This is a genomic window from Pseudomonas sp. KU43P (assembly GCF_033095865.1).
Lineage (GTDB): Bacteria > Pseudomonadota > Gammaproteobacteria > Pseudomonadales > Pseudomonadaceae > Aquipseudomonas.
The window spans coordinates 832,110-848,919 of sequence record NZ_AP019365.1; the positions used below are offsets into that span (position 1 = coordinate 832,110).

At 63.7% G+C, this 16,810-nt stretch carries 16 protein-coding genes and 1 tRNA gene; 11 read left to right on the plus strand and 6 right to left on the minus strand.

Annotation, left to right across the window (positions count from 1 at the left end):
• The first annotated feature begins 200 nt into the window (after nt 1-200).
• From rplU to KU43P_RS03775, 5 genes are all read left to right on the plus strand, one after another.
• Entirely contained in the window at nt 201-515 is a 315-nt protein-coding gene (rplU, locus tag KU43P_RS03755; RefSeq protein WP_003247466.1) for a 50S ribosomal protein L21, read from the plus strand.
• 38 nt (nt 516-553) lie between these two features.
• Nucleotides 554-811: a 50S ribosomal protein L27 gene (gene rpmA, locus KU43P_RS03760; protein ID WP_008092023.1), complete on the plus strand. Its 258-nt coding sequence runs from the start codon at nt 554-556 to the stop codon at nt 809-811.
• Between the two features lie 190 nt (nt 812-1,001).
• Nucleotides 1,002-2,228 (plus strand): Obg family GTPase CgtA, encoded by a 1,227-nt coding sequence (cgtA, locus tag KU43P_RS03765; RefSeq protein WP_016392849.1) that lies wholly within the window; start codon nt 1,002-1,004, stop codon nt 2,226-2,228.
• A gap of 87 nt (nt 2,229-2,315) precedes the next feature.
• On the plus strand, nt 2,316-3,434 hold the full coding sequence (gene proB, locus KU43P_RS03770; protein WP_317661114.1) for a glutamate 5-kinase: 1,119 nt from the start codon (nt 2,316-2,318) through the stop codon (nt 3,432-3,434).
• Nucleotides 3,431-3,892: a CreA family protein gene (locus tag KU43P_RS03775; protein ID WP_317661115.1), complete on the plus strand. Its 462-nt coding sequence runs from the start codon at nt 3,431-3,433 to the stop codon at nt 3,890-3,892. The genes proB and KU43P_RS03775 overlap by 4 nt, the downstream gene beginning before the upstream one ends.
• Before the next feature lie 309 nt (nt 3,893-4,201).
• Here the strand turns inward: KU43P_RS03775 and mksF are convergent, their stop codons facing one another.
• Genes mksF through mksB form a run of 3 tightly spaced genes read right to left on the minus strand, consistent with a single transcriptional unit; the run spans nt 4,202 to nt 9,004 of the window.
• Nucleotides 4,202-7,033, minus strand: a complete 2,832-nt coding sequence (gene mksF / locus KU43P_RS03780; RefSeq protein WP_317661116.1) for an Mks condensin complex protein MksF — start codon at nt 7,031-7,033, stop codon at nt 4,202-4,204.
• Nucleotides 7,030-7,737 carry an Mks condensin complex protein MksE gene (gene mksE / locus KU43P_RS03785; RefSeq protein WP_317661117.1) on the minus strand — a complete coding sequence of 236 codons (708 nt, stop codon included), beginning with the start codon at nt 7,735-7,737 and terminating at the stop codon, nt 7,030-7,032. The genes mksF and mksE overlap by 4 nt, the downstream gene beginning before the upstream one ends.
• Nucleotides 7,727-9,004: an Mks condensin complex protein MksB gene (gene mksB / locus KU43P_RS03790; RefSeq protein WP_317661118.1), complete on the minus strand. Its 1,278-nt coding sequence runs from the start codon at nt 9,002-9,004 to the stop codon at nt 7,727-7,729. The genes mksE and mksB overlap by 11 nt, the downstream gene beginning before the upstream one ends.
• 286 nt (nt 9,005-9,290) lie before the next feature.
• On the opposite strand from mksB, the gene KU43P_RS03795 reads away from it, so the two are divergent.
• Together KU43P_RS03795 and rimI are read left to right on the plus strand one after the other, a co-directional pair.
• Nucleotides 9,291-10,079, plus strand: a complete 789-nt coding sequence (locus KU43P_RS03795; protein ID WP_317663722.1) for an energy transducer TonB — start codon at nt 9,291-9,293, stop codon at nt 10,077-10,079.
• A complete protein-coding gene (gene rimI / locus KU43P_RS03800) occupies nt 10,076-10,531 on the plus strand; it encodes a ribosomal protein S18-alanine N-acetyltransferase (RefSeq protein WP_317661119.1) in 456 nt (151 codons plus the stop codon). The genes KU43P_RS03795 and rimI overlap by 4 nt, the downstream gene beginning before the upstream one ends.
• A gap of 102 nt (nt 10,532-10,633) precedes the next feature.
• On the opposite strand, the gene KU43P_RS03805 is transcribed toward rimI, so the two are convergent.
• Nucleotides 10,634-11,788 (minus strand): hypothetical protein, encoded by a 1,155-nt coding sequence (locus tag KU43P_RS03805; protein ID WP_317661120.1) that lies wholly within the window; start codon nt 11,786-11,788, stop codon nt 10,634-10,636.
• Nucleotides 11,789-11,855: 67 nt separating this feature from the next.
• Here KU43P_RS03805 and KU43P_RS03810 point away from each other — a divergent pair, with 67 nt between their 5' ends.
• A complete protein-coding gene (locus KU43P_RS03810) occupies nt 11,856-12,437 on the plus strand; it encodes a D-Ala-D-Ala carboxypeptidase family metallohydrolase (RefSeq protein ID WP_317661121.1) in 582 nt (193 codons plus the stop codon).
• Nucleotides 12,438-12,570: 133 nt separating this feature from the next.
• On the opposite strand, the gene KU43P_RS03815 is transcribed toward KU43P_RS03810, so the two are convergent.
• Nucleotides 12,571-12,647, minus strand: a tRNA-Met gene (locus KU43P_RS03815).
• Between the two features lie 95 nt (nt 12,648-12,742).
• On the minus strand, nt 12,743-13,675 hold the full coding sequence (locus KU43P_RS03820; protein ID WP_317661122.1) for a FecR family protein: 933 nt from the start codon (nt 13,673-13,675) through the stop codon (nt 12,743-12,745).
• A gap of 180 nt (nt 13,676-13,855) precedes the next feature.
• Here KU43P_RS03820 and KU43P_RS03825 point away from each other — a divergent pair, with 180 nt between their 5' ends.
• The 3 genes from KU43P_RS03825 to KU43P_RS03835 all read left to right on the plus strand — a co-directional run bounded on the left by KU43P_RS03825 (nt 13,856) and on the right by KU43P_RS03835 (nt 16,762).
• Complete coding sequence (locus tag KU43P_RS03825; protein WP_317661123.1) at nt 13,856-15,067, plus strand: MFS transporter; 1,212 nt, start codon at nt 13,856-13,858, stop codon at nt 15,065-15,067.
• 306 nt (nt 15,068-15,373) lie between these two features.
• A complete protein-coding gene (locus KU43P_RS03830; RefSeq protein WP_176512188.1) occupies nt 15,374-15,517 on the plus strand; it encodes a hypothetical protein in 144 nt (47 codons plus the stop codon).
• A gap of 84 nt (nt 15,518-15,601) precedes the next feature.
• Nucleotides 15,602-16,762, plus strand: coding sequence for an MFS transporter (locus KU43P_RS03835; protein WP_317661124.1), 1,161 nt, complete (start codon nt 15,602-15,604; stop codon nt 16,760-16,762).
• Nucleotides 16,763-16,810 lie beyond the last annotated feature (48 nt).

Consider the following 16,810-nt stretch of genomic DNA (forward strand, 5'->3'; position numbering starts at 1 on the left):
GGTGTGTCAAGGCGCGCTGCCCGTGGGCCGGGGCCGGCACTTGCAAGCAAAAGCCGGGTTGCGTACAATCGCGCACCCTAACTTCCTGGGCAGCACCTGCCTTACGCAATTGCACAGGGCCGTTCCAGCCCCATGCAGCCATGCCAGCCAATACTCATCATATAAAGCGCTGGGTGAGCAGGATTATCGGAGAAATACCCATGTCTTACGCAGTAATCGTTACCGGCGGCAAGCAGTACAAAGTCGCTGAAGGTGAATTCCTCAAGATCGAGAAGCTGGAAGTCGCCACTGGCGAATCCGTGACTTTCGATCGCGTTCTGCTGGTTGCCAACGGTGAAGAAGTCACCATCGGCGCTCCAGTCGTCGCCGGCGCTAAAGTTGTTGCCGAAGTCGTTTCGCAAGGCCGTCACGATAAAGTACGCATCATCAAGTTCCGTCGCCGTAAGCACCACATGAAGCGTATGGGCCACCGCCAGTGGTTCACCGAGATCAAAATCACCGGCATCCAGGCTTAATCCCCTAGATCCCCTGAATTTATTTGGAGAATTGAACCATGGCTCACAAGAAGGCTGGTGGTAGTACCCGTAACGGTCGCGACTCAGAATCGAAACGCCTTGGCGTGAAGATGTATGGCAGCCAGGTCGTCAAGGCCGGCAACATCATCGTCCGTCAGCGCGGCACCCAGTTCCACGCCGGCTACGGCGTTGGCATGGGCAAGGATCACACCCTGTTCGCCAAGATCGAAGGCGTGATCAAGTTCGAGAAGAAAGGCGAGTTCAACCGCCGTTACGTGAGCATCGTCGCCGCTTAATCGCGACGTCGCTCCAGAAGCCCCGTCATGCGACGGGGCTTTTTCGTTTGTGGTGAGCCTCTTGCAAAGCTGTTTGTATGGGCTGCCGGCGTGGGTTTCTACGGTCGTACGGGGCCGCCGCGCTCATTTTTGCAAGAGCCTCAGGTTTTTTAAGTCTTCAACTCGTCGATCGACGAGAGGCGGTTTTTGAATGAAGTTTGTTGACGAAGTATCCATTCGGGTCAAGGCCGGTGACGGCGGTAACGGTTGCATGAGCTTCCGTCGCGAGAAGTTCATCGAGAACGGTGGCCCCAACGGTGGTGACGGTGGTGATGGCGGCTCGGTATACATGGTTGCCGACGAAAACCTCAATACCCTGGTCGACTATCGCTACACCCGTCACCACGAAGCCCAGCGCGGCTCCAACGGCGGCAGCACCGACTGCACCGGCAAGAAGGGTGAAGACCTGTTCCTGCGTGTGCCGGTCGGCACCACCGTGATCGACGCCTCGACCCAGGAAGTGATCGGTGACCTGGTCACTCCAGGCCAGAAGCTGATGGTCGCCCAGGGCGGCTGGCACGGCCTGGGCAACACCCGCTTCAAGTCCAGCACCAACCGTGCGCCGCGCCAGACCACCCCTGGCAAGCCGGGCGATCAGCGCGACCTGAAGATGGAGCTGAAGGTACTGGCCGACGTCGGCCTGCTCGGTTTGCCGAATGCCGGCAAGAGCACCTTCATCCGCTCGGTGTCGGCTGCCAAGCCGAAAGTCGCCGACTACCCATTCACCACCCTGGTGCCGAACCTGGGCGTGGTCAGCGTCGACCGCTGGAAGAGCTTCGTCATCGCCGACATCCCCGGCCTGATCGAAGGCGCCTCCGACGGTGCCGGCCTGGGTATCCGCTTCCTCAAGCACCTGGCGCGTACCCGCGTGCTGCTGCACTTGGTCGACCTGGCGCCGCTGGATGGCAGCAGCCCGGCCGATGCCGCCGAAGTGATCATCAACGAGCTGACCCGCTTCAGCCCGTCGCTGACCGACCGTGAGCGCTGGCTGGTGCTGAACAAGGCCGACATGCTGATGGACGACGAGCGCGACGAGCGCGTCAAGGAAGTGGTCGAGCGCCTGCAGTGGGAAGGCCCGGTCTACGTGATCTCGGCCATCGCCAAGCAGGGCACCGAGCAGCTCAGCCACGACCTGATGCGCTACATCGAAGACCGCGCCGACCGCCTGGCCAACGACCCGGCCTACGCCGAAGAGCTGGCCGAGCTCGACCAGCGCATCGAAGACGAAGCCCGTGCCCAGCTGCAGGCCCTGGACGACGCGCGTACCCTGCGCCGTACCGGCGTCAAGAGCGTGCACGACATCGGCGACGACGATGCCTGGGACGATGATTTCGAGGACGACGAAGACGGCCCGGAAATCATTTACGTGCGCGACTGATCGGTTGCAGTACACTAAACGCCGCTCTTTGGAGCGGCGTTTTTGTATCTACGGTATCTACAGATTCGACATAGGTTGGAAGACAAGATGCGAAGCAAGGTGACTGGCGCCAAGCGCTGGGTCGTGAAGATCGGTAGTGCGCTGCTCACGGCGGATGGCAAGGGCCTCGACCGCGGTGCCATGGCCGTGTGGGTCGAGCAGATGGTCGCGCTGCGTGAGGCGGGCGTGGAGTTGGTACTGGTCTCCTCCGGGGCCGTGGCCGCCGGCATGAGCCAGCTTGGCTGGACCTCGCGACCGAGTGCGATGAACGAGCTGCAGGCCGCTGCCTCGCTCGGCCAGATGCGCCTGGTGCAGGCCTGGGAGTCGAGCTTCGGCGAGCACGGCAAGCACACTGCACAGATCTTGCTGACCCACGACGACCTGTCCGACCGCAAGCGTTACCTGAACGCCCGCAGCACCCTGCGTACCCTGGTCGACCTGGGCGTGGTGCCGGTGATCAACGAGAACGACACCGTGGTCACCGACGAGATCCGTTTCGGCGACAACGACACCCTGGCGGCGCTGGTGGCCAACCTGGTCGAAGCCGACCTGCTGGTGATCCTCACCGACCGCGATGGCATGTTCGACGCCGACCCGCGCAACAACCCCGAAGCGCAACTGATCTACGAAGCCCGTGCCGATGACCCGTCGCTCGATGCGGTAGCTGGCGGTACCGGTGGCGCACTGGGCCGTGGTGGCATGCAGACCAAGCTGCGCGCCGCGCGCCTGGCAGCCCGCTCCGGTGCCCACACCATCATCATCGGTGGCCGTATCGAGCGCGTGCTCGACCGCCTCAAGGCCGGTGAACGCCTGGGCACGCTGCTGTCGCCAGAGCGCGGCATGCTGGCGGCGCGCAAGCAGTGGCTGGCAGGCCACCTGCAGACCCGCGGCACACTGGTGCTCGACGCCGGTGCCGTGCAGGCGCTGCGGGAAGCCAACAAGAGCCTCTTGCCGGTCGGCGTGAAGACCGTGCAGGGCAGCTTCCGCCGAGGCGAGATGGTGGTCTGCGTCGGCCCGGATGGTCTGGAAGTGGCCCGTGGCCTGGCCAACTACAGCGCGCTGGAAGCGCAGAAGATCATTGGCCAGCCGTCCGATGCCATCGAGTCGCTGCTGGGTTACAGCGCAGAACCCGAGCTGGTGCACCGCGACAACCTGGTGCTGGTATGAGCCTGCTGAAGCGGGCCCTGGCCGTGCTGGCGCTGGCGGTGCCGATGGTTGCCGGGGCCGAGGAAATCGGGCAGGTGTCTACCGTGTTCAAGTTCCTCGGGCCGAACGATCGCATCATGGTCGAGGCGTTCGATGACCCTAAGGTCGAAGGTGTGACCTGCTACCTGTCGCGGGCCAAGACCGGCGGTGTGAAAGGTGGCCTGGGGCTGGCAGAGGACCGGGCGGAAGCGTCGATTGCCTGCCGTCAGGTCGGGCCGATCAGCTTCAAGGGGGAATTGAAGGACGGTGAGGAGGTGTTCAAGGAACGCACCTCGCTGGTGTTCAAGACCATGCAGGTGGTGCGCTTTCTGGACAAGAAGCGCAACACGCTGGTGTACCTGGTGTATAGCGACCGCATGATCGAGGGTAGCCCGCAGAATGCGGTGACAGCGATACCGATTTTGCCTTGGGCGCACTGATGACCTAGGGGAGGCCTTTGGCCTCCAATCGCTGGCAAGCCAGCTCCCACAAAGATCTCCACCGTCTTCGAGGGCTATGGACATCTACCTGGGGGAGGCCTTTGGCCTCCAATCGCTGGCAAGCCAGCTCCTACAGGGATCTCCACCGTCTTCGAGGGCTATGGGGATCTTTCTGGGGGAGGCCTTTGGCCTCCAATCGCTGGCAAGCCAGCTCCCACAGGGATCTTTAAAGCCCTCAAGAGCGGTGGAAATCCCTGTGGGAGCCGGCTTGCCGGCGATTGGGCCGCAAAGCGGCCCCAATACCCCGAATCAGGCCAATTCCTCGGCCTGATCCTCCCGCACGATCGCCTTCACCTCATCCAGCCGGCTGATGTATTTCCAGTCCGCCTCGTCGATGTAGATGCCATTCGGCCCACTGCCGCCTTCCAGGTCGATCGCTACCCGCGCCGACACTTGCGGCTTCACGCTCGCCAGGATCGGTACAAAGCCCAGCTGCAAGCTGGTTTCCAGCAGCGCCGCCTGGTTGCGTTCGTCGATGTCGGCCGCTTCGTCGAGGTAGTACGGCAGGCGAATGCGCCCGGCCAGGTCACGGTCCATCAGGTGCAGCAACAGGTACATGTTGGTCAGCGCCTTGATGGTCATGGTGGTGCCGTTGGACGCCGCGCCGTCGATGTCGGCGTGGATCACCGGCTGGCTGTTGATCTTGGTGATCTCGAAGGCCAGTTCGAACAGGTCCTTGAGGCCCAGCTGGTTGTGGTTGGCCGCCACCAGCCGTGCCAGGTACTCCTTGGCCTCTTCGTTCTTGTGATCCTGCTCGGCACTTTGCGTCAGGTCGAACACCGACAGGGTCTCGCCTTCCTCGTACTGGCCGGCGCTGTGGATGATCTGGTCGATGTGCTTGAGCGCTTCCTTGTTCGGTGCCAGCACCACGCGGAAGCTCTCCAGGTTGGACACCTGGCGCTTGTTGATCTCGCGGTTGAACAGGGCCAGCTGGTGTTCGAGGCTGTCGTAGTCGCTGCGGATGTTGCGCAGGGTCCGGGCGATGTCGGTGACGGCCGCGCGGCGCGCCTTGGCCAGGGTCAAGGCTTCGTCGGTGCGGTGCGCATAAGCGTTGACCAGCAGCTGCAGGCGGCGCTCCATGTCGTCTTCGCTGTCGAACTTGGCCACGCCCTTCAGGCGCACCTGGGCGTACAGCGCCTCGATCTGGTTGTCGACGCGTTGCAGGCCTTGCCAGCTGTCCTGGTAATCGTTGAGCAGCGGCAGCAGGTTGTCCATGGAGTCGTCGACCGCTTCCATGAACGGCGTGCCGTACGGCAGGTCGGCCGGCAACAGTTGGCGACGGCGTAGAGCGTCTTCCAGGGTGCGTTGCTTGGCTTCGAGGTCGGCGATCTGGCGGCCGACCAGTTGCAGCTTGGCCGACAGTTGCTGGACGCGCTCGGTGAACGCGTCGCTGGAGCGTTTGAGCTCGTCCTGGGCAGCTTCGAGCTGCGCCAGCTGTTCCAGCTTTTCCGGCTCTTCGGCGGCCAGGGTTTCGCTGCGGCGGTAATCTTCCAGCGCCTTCTGGGCATCCAGTACCTGCTGGTACAGGGCTTCTGTCTGCGCCTTGGAGGCGGTGCGGTCGGCGGCCACCGATTGCTGGGTCTTGAGCTGCTTGAGCTCGCGGTCCAGGCGGTCCTTCTGGTCACGCAGGGCGGCGCGGTCGGCCAGGGCCTGAAGGGCGGGCGGGTCGATGTGCGAGATATCGATGGAGATGCCTGGGGCTTCGAAGCGCTCGCCCTTGAAGCCTTCGAGCACCGCTTCCAGGGATTTCACCCACAGGTCGCTGTCGTCCAGTTCGATGCCACGGTCGCCCAGCGGCAAGCTGAACAGCGCACCGTTGAACAGGCGCATGAGGCGGTCGACGTCCTGCTGCGAGAACTCTTCGCGCAGGCGGGCATAGCTGTTGTTGTCGGCGTGGTCGAGCTGCTGCTTGACCTGCTTCAGGCGTTTTTCCAGGTCGCGCACGCGCTCGTCGAGGTCTTCGGCAGAGAACTGGCGCGACTGGGCCAGGGCGCCGGCCAGTTCATCGTGGGCGTCTTTGGCAGCCAGCAGCTGCTGCTCCAGCACCTTGACGTCATCGACCAGGGCGAAGCGGTGCTTGAGCACCGACAGCTCGCCGAGCCAGCGCTGGATACCGGTGATTTCACGCTCCAGGCGCATCAGCTCCTGGGTGCCGCCACGCTGGTCGTTCTGCAGGCGGTCCTGCTCACCGCGGTAGTGCTCGGCCTGGATGACCAGCTCTTCCTTGCGCGCCATGGCGTATTCCTGCCAGGTGCCCAGCAGGTTGTCGAGCAGTGGCGAAAGGCGGTGCAGCTTGCCGCGCAGGATGTCGCGCTGGGCCACACCACCGGCCAAAGCCTCGACCAGAGGGCCCGCGGCGACCAGGGCGTTGTAGTCCTGCTCCATGCGGCGTACGTCGCGGAAGGCTTCTTCGCAGGCGGCGATGTAGTCGACGCTGCCCGAGCGCAGGCTGTGCTCGAAGGCATCGAGGAACAGCTGCTTGAGCTTGGCCGCAGTGATTTCGCGCATGTGCAGCAGGTTGATGAACAGTGCGCGGAAGGTTTTCAGGCTCTGTTCGCTGGTCGAGCGCAGCGGGATCATGGTCAGGTCCAGCGGCACCGAAGTGTGGCCGCCGACCAGCAGCCGGCGCAGTTCGTCCGGCTTGAGCTCATAGGCTTTCAGGCCCAGGCGCTCGAGGTTGGTGAACAGCTCCTTCTGACGCAGGCAGGTGTCGTTCTTCTGGTAGTGGGCCAGGTCCAGCTCGCCCTTGTAGGCGAAGAACTGGTGGCCGAAACCGCCGCCCGGGCCGCGGCCGACCACGCCGATCACGTGCGGGCCGTGGGGCAGGTTCAGTTCGCAGAGGATGTACGAGGTGTCGCTGGCGAAGTAGAAGCGGCGCGACTGCTCCAGGCTGTACTTGCCGAAACTCATGTCCGACATGCGTGCCAGGATCGGGAACTGCAGGGCGTTGATCGATGCCGATTTACCCAGGTTGTTGGCGCCGTAGACCGACAGCGGCTGTTCCAGGGGGAACAGGCCGAGGCTGTAGCCGGCGGTGTTGAGCAGTGCGAAGCGGCGGATGCCGTAGCGTTCCTGGCTCATGCGTCAATCTCCTGTTGCTCTTCGCGGATGGCCCGGGCCAGGGCCTCTTCTTCGCTTTCCTCGGCCTCGAACGGGGTCAGGTCGAGCGGGTCGTCGGTGCGCGCCAGTTCTTCCGGGCTCTCTTCTTCGACCAGTACCGGAGTCGGCAGCGGCAGGTCGCTGTGCAGGCTGGCAGCCAGGTCGCGGTCCTGCTGCACCGACAGGCACACGTCGAGGAAGCGGTGCATTGGCGGCAGGAAGCGGTAGATACCGCCTTCTTCATGGGCAAAGCCGAGCTGGGTCATGCGGCGCATGATCTTTTCTTCCAGCTCGTCGACGGTCTGTACTTCGGCCTGCAGGAACAGGTCGCGGTACTTGTCCAGCAGCGAGGGCAGTTCGTCGCGGCCGATGCTGCCGCCGTCGAGCACGGCCATCGGGTCGCGGCCCTGGTCGGCCAGGTGCTCGACCAGGATGAAGGTGAACAGCGACAGGCGCTGGGCGGTCTTGTTGACCTGCGCGGCGGCCTGCTCGGGAACGAAGTAGTAGAAACCGCGGGTATCGCACACCAGCTCGAAGCCCAGGGCCTTGAACAGCGTGCGGTACTGGTCCTGGAAGTTCGACAGCTGGGCGTACATTTCCGGGTCGCGGCGGCTGACGTGGAAGCCTTTGAACAGCTCGCGGAAGATCGGCGCGAGCTGGGACAGTTCGGAGAGATCAAGATGCATGGGCTGGGCTCGCGTGGGTTTCAGGTTGCGCGTCGCGGCTGGAAGACAGGGCGAACGAGCGCAGGCTGACCAGGTGTTCCTGGGTGGTGTAGTCACGCCGTTCCAGGCGTTCGCGCTTGAAGCGCTTCTCCCGCGACAGGCGCGAGAACCAGTACAGCAGTTCGTCGGTGGCGCCTTCGGGCTCCTGCTCTAGCAGCCAGACCATCAGGTCGGGCAGCGGCAGGGCGTCTTCGCAGCGCTCGAGCATTTCCTTGACCGTGCGCGGTGCGCGCGGCAGCGGGCCACTCTGAGTCTTGTGGGCCTTGGGGAACTTGGCCGGTTTCGGCTCGAAGCGGGCCAGGGCGTAGACATACGCCTCAACCTGGCTGGCGCTGCCGAGGAACGTGCTCTGCGGGCGGGTGAACAGCGGCATGGCGGCCTGCGGCACGGCGTCGATGCCCTTGCGCCGGATAACCGACAGGGCCAGCGCGGCGCCACGGGTGACGGCATTGTGCCGGCGCGCTTCTTCGCGCAGCGGCAGCAGCAGTTCGCGGGCGTGGCGCAGGGTCAGCTGGGCGCTGGTCTGCATCTCCAGGATCCGCGCGTGGGTGCGCAGGAGCATGTCGTCGTCGACCAGGTGGCCCAGGCGCGCCTGTTCACCCAGCAGTTTCAGCAGCACGGTCTCGACCTTGCGCACGCCTTGTTCGAAGGCGCCGTCGGCGTTGACCAACTGGATCATCGGCTCGACATACTCGTCCCAGGTTGCCAGCACTTCGGCATAACGCTGGCGCAGGGGGATCTGGCGGTTGCTGGTCTTGGCCCGTTCGGCCACCGCGACCAGCGCCTGCTCGTCGTTGTCGAGCTTCTTGAGCACGTCGCGCACGCGCATGTCGAGCAGGCGCAGCTGGCGCGCCAGGTCGTCGCTGTCGCGGTTGTCGAAGGCATCCTGGATGTGCCCGGCCAGCCGCTCCAGGTGGCGCAGGTAGGCCTCGATCTCCAGGCACAGGCCCAGGCGGTGCTCGCGGCGCAGGTAGGCAAGGAAGTCGTGGATCTGGGCGTTGAGCTCGAAACGGTTCGGGCTCTTGGCCACCGGTACCAGGATATCCAGGCGGATCCACACGTCGAGCAGCTGGGTGATGTCCTGCGGCGTGCTTTCCACTTGCTGGCGGCCCAGTTGCTGGCGCAGCTCGACCAGGCTCAGGGTGCCTTGGTCAAAGCGCTCGCACAGCGGCTCGATCAGGGCCCAGTGTTCGGCTAGGGCGCGCAGGACGCGCTTGGGTTCGATCATTGGCGTCTACTCGTTGCCAAGTAAAAAGGGGGCGATTGTACTGCATCCGGGGGGGAGGATTTCACCCCTTGGTCTGTAATGAGCGTTCTCCCTGATTCTTATGGGGTTTTCTCTGGCCTCATCGCCGGCAAGCCGGCTCCCACAGGTACGCCACCGAGCTCTGTGGGAGCCGGCTTGCCGGCGATGAGGCCAGTACTGCGCGCAATTTTCTGCCGGCCAGTTGCGGCACTCGCGAGCCAACAGCGTTAGAATGCCCGACTGTTTCTTCCCCCCGGATACCCGTGCCTTGCTGACCGAGCCCCGCCGCCGCGCCTACCTTTCCGCCATGCAAGTGGTGCATTGGCTGCCGCGCGCCGAACTGCCGTTCGCCGCACCGTCGCGCCCCGAGCTGCTGTTGCCGCAGGTTCCGGTCGAGGAAGTCGAGCGCGAGATCAGGCCCTCTGCACCGGCTGCCAGCGAGGCGCCGGCCGCACCCCAGGCCCGTTCCGGCGAGCGCCCGAAAATCGAGATTCCGCGCCCGGGCAGCACACCCAAGCCGGTTGCCAAGCCGGTCGAAGCCGAGCAAGAGGCCCCCGCGCCACGCCCGGCCCCGGTACCGCCACCGCGCTTCTCGCTGCAACTGCTGCGCGCCGGCAGCTGCCTGTTGCTGGTGGAGCTGGCCACCGGCCAGCCGTTCCAGAGCCGCGACCCGTCCTATCTGCTGCTCAAGGACATGCTGCGCGCCGCCGGCCTGCCAGACGCGCCGCAGATCATCGGCGAACCGGTGCGCTGGCCGCTGCTGGTGCGCGGCAACATGGACCAGGGCCCGGACGCTGCGCGTGATTTCGTCCAGGGATTCATCCAGGCGCGTCTGGAAGAAGCACCTTGTACCTGCCTGTGGCTGATCGGCCTGCCGGCCCTGCGCTTCGCCGCCGGTATCGATGACGCGGCCTATTACCAAGCACTGAAGCTCGACGGCCTGGGCGATGCCTGGGCCTTGCCGGGCCTTGAACTGTTGATGGACGAGCCGCAACGCAAGGCGGACGTCTGGAAAGCGATGCGCCAGCTGATGGCGCGCTGGAAGAGCGTTGAATGAGTGACTCGATCAGTTTCCGCCCGATGACCGAGGCGGATCTGGATGCCGTGCTTAAGATCGAATATGCCGCGTTCAGCCATCCCTGGACCCGTGGCATCTTCCAGGATGCGCTCAAGTCCTACGAAGTGTGGTTGATGTTCGATGGCCAGCAGCAGGTGGGGCATGGGGTGATCAACGTGATCATCGACGAGGCGCACCTGCTCAATATCACCGTCAAGCCTGAAAACCAGGGGAGGGGGCTGGGTTTGCGCTTGCTTGAACACCTGATGACGCGGGCCTACCAGCTCAATGGGCGGGAATGTTTCCTGGAAGTGCGGGCCAGCAATCAGTCGGCTTATCGGTTGTACGAGCGATATGGGTTCAACGAGATCGGGCGGCGTCGGGATTACTACCCGATGGCAGGCGGGCGCGAGGATGCGCTGGTGATGGCCTGTACCTTGCTCGAAGATTGATCTTCGTTACCTGTACCGGCCCTATCGCCGGCAAGCCGGCTCCCACAAGGATCCTGCAGGGCCGGGATCAGCGTGGGAGCCGGCTTGCCGGCGATAGATCAATCAAAGGTTTTGCACCCCCTCGACCGGCCTGCGCAATTCCATCAGGCTTCTTTTCACAACCCCGCTATTGCACTTGGCCGCCGCCTGTTCCGGCGTGAACTGGCGCACTGTGCGGAAGAACAGCTCACAGGTCTGCTTCTTCTGCGTCACCTGCCACTTGTTCGAGCACGCCTTCAGCGTCGACTTCGCATCGGCCTGCTGATTACGCCCCATCCCCGCCTGCCAGCAGGCCGCCGTCAGGTCCTGGCCCATCATCTTCAGCCCCGCCGCATCGGCCTCGTCCTGATTGCCGCCGTGGCTGTCCTTGTCTGCTGCATACCAGATCGCGCTGGGGTGGTTGGAGCCCAGCACCGGTACCTCGCTGCCCGGCTGCGGGCTGATGTTGACCAGGCCCAGCACACCTACCTGAGGCCCGTACTGCTGCTGAATCCAGCTGCGCACGGGAGCGCCGAAGGCAACCATCGGCAGGGGCTTGCTGGCGTGCGGCAGGGCCATTTCGCTGACCATGCGCAGCTGATAGTCCTTGAAGTAGCTGTACGTGTCTTTCAGTGCGTCACCCGCACTGGCCGGGGCGGCGATCGGGGCGATGTCGATGATGGTCTGGTAAGCCGCCGTTTGGCTGGCCTCCACACCGTTGAAGGTCAGCAGCTCGGCCCAGCGGTCGGTGGTGTTGGAGCGCAGGTAATCCTGGGCCTGGGTCAGTGAGTAGTCCGGCGGGAAGTGCAGCAGCTCGATGCTGCGACGATTCTGCAGGGCCATGCCCAGCGGCAGGAACAGGTACCAGTCATAGGACCATTTGCCGTCCTTGTTGAGTTGCCTGGCGCCTTCGTAAGCGAGTTCCCCGCTGTCGAGCAACTTGCGCAGTGGCTCGGCATACGTGGCGGGCACTTCGCTGATGGTTGCCTGCAGGCGGTCACCGTGGCGGCTTACCTGCACGTGCGCGTTGGCGTGGCCGTCGCGGCGTACGCTTTGGGTCAGGTAGTGCTCGACGGTCTGCTCCAGCGTCCAGTCGCGAAAGCAGATGACGTGGCAGTTGTTGGGATAGGCGAACAGACGGGTGACGCGTTGGTTGTCGCCCAGGTCGATCTGGGCATCTGCCATGGCCGCGCCGGTGAAGGCGAGGGCGGCCAGGCTCGGTAAAGCCATCTTGTGCATGCTTAACTCCTTGTCAGCAGCCGCCAGGGTTGGCGGCTGTGCTCATGGTGGAGCAGGGGGAGCGGGAATGAGAAGTGCAAAAGGTTGGCTGTTGGCAGTGGCGTTGCTCGCAGGGACGGCCCAGGCCGATGAGCGTGATCTGTGGATGTTCGCGCAATGGGCCGGCGACCATCAGACCCGGCCTTTTCGCGAAATGCTGGTGAATGCCCGCCTGTATGGCGTGGTGCCGATTCATCAGCTGCTGCGCTCGGCGTCCGACTGGAAGCTGTGTAGTGCTTCACCCTTCGCCGTACCACCAGCCGCCAACTGGCCGGCAGTACGCTCGACCCTGGCGCTGCTCAAGACCCTCGACACCCAAGGCATCCTGCGCGAGTTCGAAGTGGTTTCCGCCTATCGTGAGCCGAACCTGAACCGTTGCGCCGGCGGTGCCGTAGGCAGCGCCCATACTCGGGCCTTCGCGGTAGACATCCTGTTGCCGGGCTGGGCCGACCCCAATCCGCTGTGCCGCTTCTGGCAGCAATACGGGCAGGCCTGGAACATGGGCCTGGGTCGCTACCCGACCGGGCGCATCCATATCGATACGGCTGGTTATCGTACCTGGGGCGGCGATGGCAGTGCCGGGTCGTCGTTCTGCGTCAAACCTAAGTGAGCGAGGCCGGCGCTGGCGGCCTGTAGCGACAGGTAGAAGTGCTCGTAGTCGCTGCGTTCGTTGTGCCGCGTGTGCTGAGCTTTTCTTCAGGCAAAAGAAAAGGGCTTACCTTGCGGTAAGCCCTTTTCAAGTTTGGTGGCTACACAGGGACTTGAACCCCGGACCCCAGCATTATGAATGCTATGCTCTAACCAACTGAGCTATGTAGCCGATGGCGCGCATTATTCCCTTGTGATGACCCTGTGTCAACACTCATTTCAAAAAAAATTTGCACGCTTTCAAAAACTTAGCGGCCGAGCCCGGTTCTAGCGCACGATCAGCCACAAGCCGAGTACGTCGTAGAGCCGCAGTTGATGCTCGGCAGCCAGGGCGTCGAGGGTTTCGCGGGGGCGGTCGAGGTTGTAATCACCGCTCACGCGGCGGTAAGCAGGCTGCTCGTCCATGAACCACACACGCCGCCCCTGGTAGCCGGCCAAGCGCTCGATGACCTGGCCCAGGGGCATGTCTCTGGCGCGCAGATGGCCCGAGCGCCAGCTGTCCGCAGTTTTTACATCGGCCTTTTGCACCGGCTCGATCCGCGCATCGTTGAAGGCCACGCGTTCGCCAGCGGCGATCATGCGTTGGTCAGCGCCCTGAACGATCATTGCTTTGCCGTTGAGCACCACCAGTTCGTCATGCTCGGCGTGGCGCGCCACCATCAGGCTTGTACCAAACACCTGAATGCGCGCGTCGTCCACCTGCACCTCCATGGCGCGGCCGTCGAGCTTCACCTCCACAAGCACCTGGCCCTGAACCAACTGCAGGACGCGGGTACGCCCGCGCAAATCCACATTCATTGCGCTGGCGCTGTCCAGGTGCAGGGTCGAGCCATCGGCCAGGCGCAGGCTGTGGCGTTCACCGGGATCGGTGTGCAACTCGCTGCCCAGCCGCTGGATCAATGGCCAGTACAGATAGGCGAGTGCGCCGAGCAACAGCAGGAACAGCAAACCCATGGCGAGGCCCAGGCGGCTGCGCTTTACCCGGATCAATCGCGGTCGTGGTCGGGCAGGGGGCGCGTGCAGTTGCTGCCAGCAGGCTTCGAGCTCGGCATAGGCGTGGGCATTGTGTGGGGCCTGGCACCACTGGGCGAACGCCTGGCGTTCGCGTTCATCGCAGCCGGGTTGGCGCAGGCGTGAAAACCATTCCAGAGCTTCCTGCTGGGGATCGGCCTGAATCTGCGTGGCGGGCATCGGGCTCATGGGTCGGTGTGCTCGCGTAAGGGCGGTTTCGCCCAACGATTACGGGGGAATGTGGTGATGGGATGCTAAATATATTGAGAACCATTTGCAAGTACGTGGCGCTGGAGAGAAAAAAGGTAGCTATGTATCTATTTGTTTCCCGATAATCGGATCCCAAACCTGCGGACGGAACTCAAGCCCATGGCCATCAGCAGCACCTCCTCCGCCAGCACCGGTTCGGCGAGCCAAGCCAACCCGCTGGTGATGCGCATCATCGCCTTCTGTGCCCTGGCGCACCTGATCAACGACCTTATCCAGTCGGTGCTGCCGGCAATCTACCCGATGCTCAAGGCCAACTATGACCTGAGCTTCGCTCAGATCGGCCTGATTACCCTGACCTTTCAGATCACCGCTTCCCTGTTGCAGCCCTGGGTCGGCTTCTTCACCGACCGTAGGCCGACACCGAATCTGCTGCCGCTTGGCACCTTGTGCACGCTGGTGGGCATCGTCATGCTGGCCTTCGTCGGCAGTTTCCCGATGATCTTGCTGGCTTCGGCGCTGGTGGGTATCGGTTCGTCGACGTTCCACCCGGAGACTTCGCGGATCGCGCGGCTGGCCTCGGGTGGGCGCTTCGGCCTGGCGCAATCGACCTTCCAGGTCGGTGGCAACGCCGGCTCCGCCTTCGGCCCCCTGCTTGCGGCGGCCATCGTCATCCCCTTCGGCCAGACCCACGTGGCCTGGTTCGGCGTGGCCGGGCTGTTCTTCTTCGCCGTCACCCTGATGTTGCGCCGCTGGTACAAGGAACACCTCAACCAGGCCAAGGCGCGTAAAGCCGTTCAGGCCACCCATGGCCTTTCCCGCCAGCGGGTGATCGCGGCCTTGATCGTGCTGGGCCTGCTGGTGTTCTCCAAATACTTCTACATGGCCAGCTTCACCAGCTACTTCACCTTCTACTTGATCGAAAAGTTCGACCTGTCGGTGGCCAGTTCGCAGTTGCACCTGTTCCTGTTCCTCGGCGCGGTGGCCGCCGGTACGTTCTTTGGCGGGCCCATCGGTGACCGCATCGGGCGTAAGGCGGTGATCTGGTTCTCGATCCTGGGCGTGGCGCCATTCACCCTGGCGCTGCCCTATGCCGACCTGTTCTGGACCACCGTGCTCAGTGTGGTGATCGGCTTCATCCTGGCGTCGGCGTTTTCGGCGATCGTGGTGTATGCGCAGGAGCTGGTGCCGGGCAGTGTGGGCATGATCGCCGGGATTTTCTTCGGGCTGATGTTTGGCTTCGGGGGTATTGGCGCGGCGTTGCTGGGTTACCTGGCGGACTTGCGCGGTATCGAATACGTGTATGGGTTGTGCTCGTTCCTGCCGTTGTTCGGGTTGTTGGCGGTGTTTCTGCCTAAAACCGGGAAGCGGTGAGATTTTAGGGGCTGCTATGCAGCCCAATCGCCGGCAAGCCGGCTCCCACAGTAATTCAGCAGCGCTGCCGACTTTTCTGTTAGAGGCAGGAATTTGGTAGCGCTGCCGACTTTTCTGTTAGAAGCAGGAATTCAGCAGTGCTGGCGACTTTTCTGTTAGAGGCAGGAATTCAGCAGCCCTGCAGATTCTCTGTGGGAGCCGGCTTGCCGGCGATTGGGTCGCGCAGCGGCCCCGGCGATTGACGACTCAACCTGCCTTGGCCTAGAGTGCCGCCTCTTTTTTCCCACCTGCGTAGTAACCCAAGCAATGCGCCGTACCCAGAGCCTCCCCCATGCCCGCCAGCCTGCCCTCCAGGCGATGCGTCGCGCGTGGCCGAGCGACACGGTGCTCAAGCGTCGGCGCAGCGTGCTGTTTGCCTTCACCTTTTCGCCACACCTTGCCCTGAACTGACCGCGCCTCTGCGTCGTCCGCCGTCCCGGCGTGCGCGTGGGCGCCTGTATCTGTGCGTCTTTTCGGTTTTGCTTGGAGTGGTACATGAACATGCGTTTGCTGGCGGGCCTTCTGTTCGCCGTCTCGGTCGTCGGCTTCAGTCTGGGGGCCAGCCTGCCGTTGGTGTCGTTGCGTCTGCACGAAGCCGGAGCCGGCACCCTGGAAATCGGCATCATCTCGGCCATCCCCGCCGCGGGCATGATGCTCTCGGCGTTCATGGTAGATGCCTGCTGTCGCCTACTGACCCGGCGCACCATCTACCTGCTGTGCTTCAGCTTGTGCACCGTCAGCATCGCCCTGCTGGAGTCGGCATTCGATTCGCTCTGGCTGCTGGCCGTGCTGCGCCTGGGGCTGGGCATCGGCATGGGTATCGCCATCATCCTCGGCGAGTCGTGGGTCAACGAACTGTGCCCGGACCACAATCGCGGCAAGATCATGGCCCTGTATGCGACCAGCTTCACCGGCTTTCAAGTACTCGGCCCGGCATTGCTGGCGCTGCTGGGTGCCGACAGCCCGTGGATTACCGGCGTGGTGACGCTCTGCTACGGCCTGGCCCTGCTGTGCATACTGTTCACGGTGCCCAACGACCATGTCGAACATGGAGATGAAGGCGAGAAAAGCTTCGGCCTGGCGGGCTTCTTCCGGGTGGCGCCGGCGCTGTGCGTGGCGGTGCTGTTCTTCTCGTTCTTCGATGCGGTGGTGCTCTCGCTGCTGCCGGTCTATGCCACCAGCCATGGCTTTGCCGTGGGTGTGGCGGCGCTGATGGTAACGGTGGTGTTCGCCGGTGACATGGTCTTCCAGCTGCCGTTGGGCTGGCTGGCCGACCGGGTCGAGCGCACCGGGTTGCACCTGGTGTGCGGGCTGGCGGCAATGGCGATCGGTATCGCCTTGCCCTGGTTGCTGCACATGACCTGGCTGCTGTGGCCCCTGCTGGTGGTGCTCGGTGCGGTGGCGGGGGCTATCTACACCTTGGCGCTGGTGTTGATCGGGCAGCGCTTCAAAGGCCAGGACCTGGTCACGGCCAATGCCAGCGTCGGCCTGCTGTGGGGCGTTGGCAGCCTGATCGGGCCGTTGATCAGTGGTGCGGCGATGGATGTGGCGCCGCATGGTTTGCCGATGGCGCTGGCGATCATGGCAGGGCTGTTCGTGTGCTTTGCCCGTCAGTCGTACCGCCGGGTGGGCAAGCTGCGGGCAGTGGCTGACTGAAGCCAGCGCTGGCCCGATCGGAGGGCTACATCTTTTCGCAGGATTGTT

Coding starts and splice junctions, on each gene's coding strand:
- rplU (WP_003247466.1), top strand. CDS start 201: ATGTCTTACGCAGTAATCGTTACCGGCGGCAAGCAGTACAAAGTCGCT.
- rpmA (WP_008092023.1), top strand. CDS start 554: ATGGCTCACAAGAAGGCTGGTGGTAGTACCCGTAACGGTCGCGACTCA.
- cgtA (WP_016392849.1), top strand. CDS start 1,002: ATGAAGTTTGTTGACGAAGTATCCATTCGGGTCAAGGCCGGTGACGGC.
- proB (WP_317661114.1), top strand. CDS start 2,316: ATGCGAAGCAAGGTGACTGGCGCCAAGCGCTGGGTCGTGAAGATCGGT.
- KU43P_RS03775 (WP_317661115.1), top strand. CDS start 3,431: ATGAGCCTGCTGAAGCGGGCCCTGGCCGTGCTGGCGCTGGCGGTGCCG.
- mksF (WP_317661116.1), bottom strand. CDS start 7,033: ATGAGCCAGGAACGCTACGGCATCCGCCGCTTCGCACTGCTCAACACC.
- mksE (WP_317661117.1), bottom strand. CDS start 7,737: ATGCATCTTGATCTCTCCGAACTGTCCCAGCTCGCGCCGATCTTCCGC.
- mksB (WP_317661118.1), bottom strand. CDS start 9,004: ATGATCGAACCCAAGCGCGTCCTGCGCGCCCTAGCCGAACACTGGGCC.
- rimI (WP_317661119.1), top strand. CDS start 10,076: ATGAGTGACTCGATCAGTTTCCGCCCGATGACCGAGGCGGATCTGGAT.
- KU43P_RS03805 (WP_317661120.1), bottom strand. CDS start 11,788: ATGCACAAGATGGCTTTACCGAGCCTGGCCGCCCTCGCCTTCACCGGC.
- KU43P_RS03810 (WP_317661121.1), top strand. CDS start 11,856: ATGAGAAGTGCAAAAGGTTGGCTGTTGGCAGTGGCGTTGCTCGCAGGG.
- KU43P_RS03820 (WP_317661122.1), bottom strand. CDS start 13,675: ATGAGCCCGATGCCCGCCACGCAGATTCAGGCCGATCCCCAGCAGGAA.
- KU43P_RS03825 (WP_317661123.1), top strand. CDS start 13,856: ATGGCCATCAGCAGCACCTCCTCCGCCAGCACCGGTTCGGCGAGCCAA.
- KU43P_RS03830 (WP_176512188.1), top strand. CDS start 15,374: ATGCGCCGTACCCAGAGCCTCCCCCATGCCCGCCAGCCTGCCCTCCAG.
- KU43P_RS03835 (WP_317661124.1), top strand. CDS start 15,602: ATGAACATGCGTTTGCTGGCGGGCCTTCTGTTCGCCGTCTCGGTCGTC.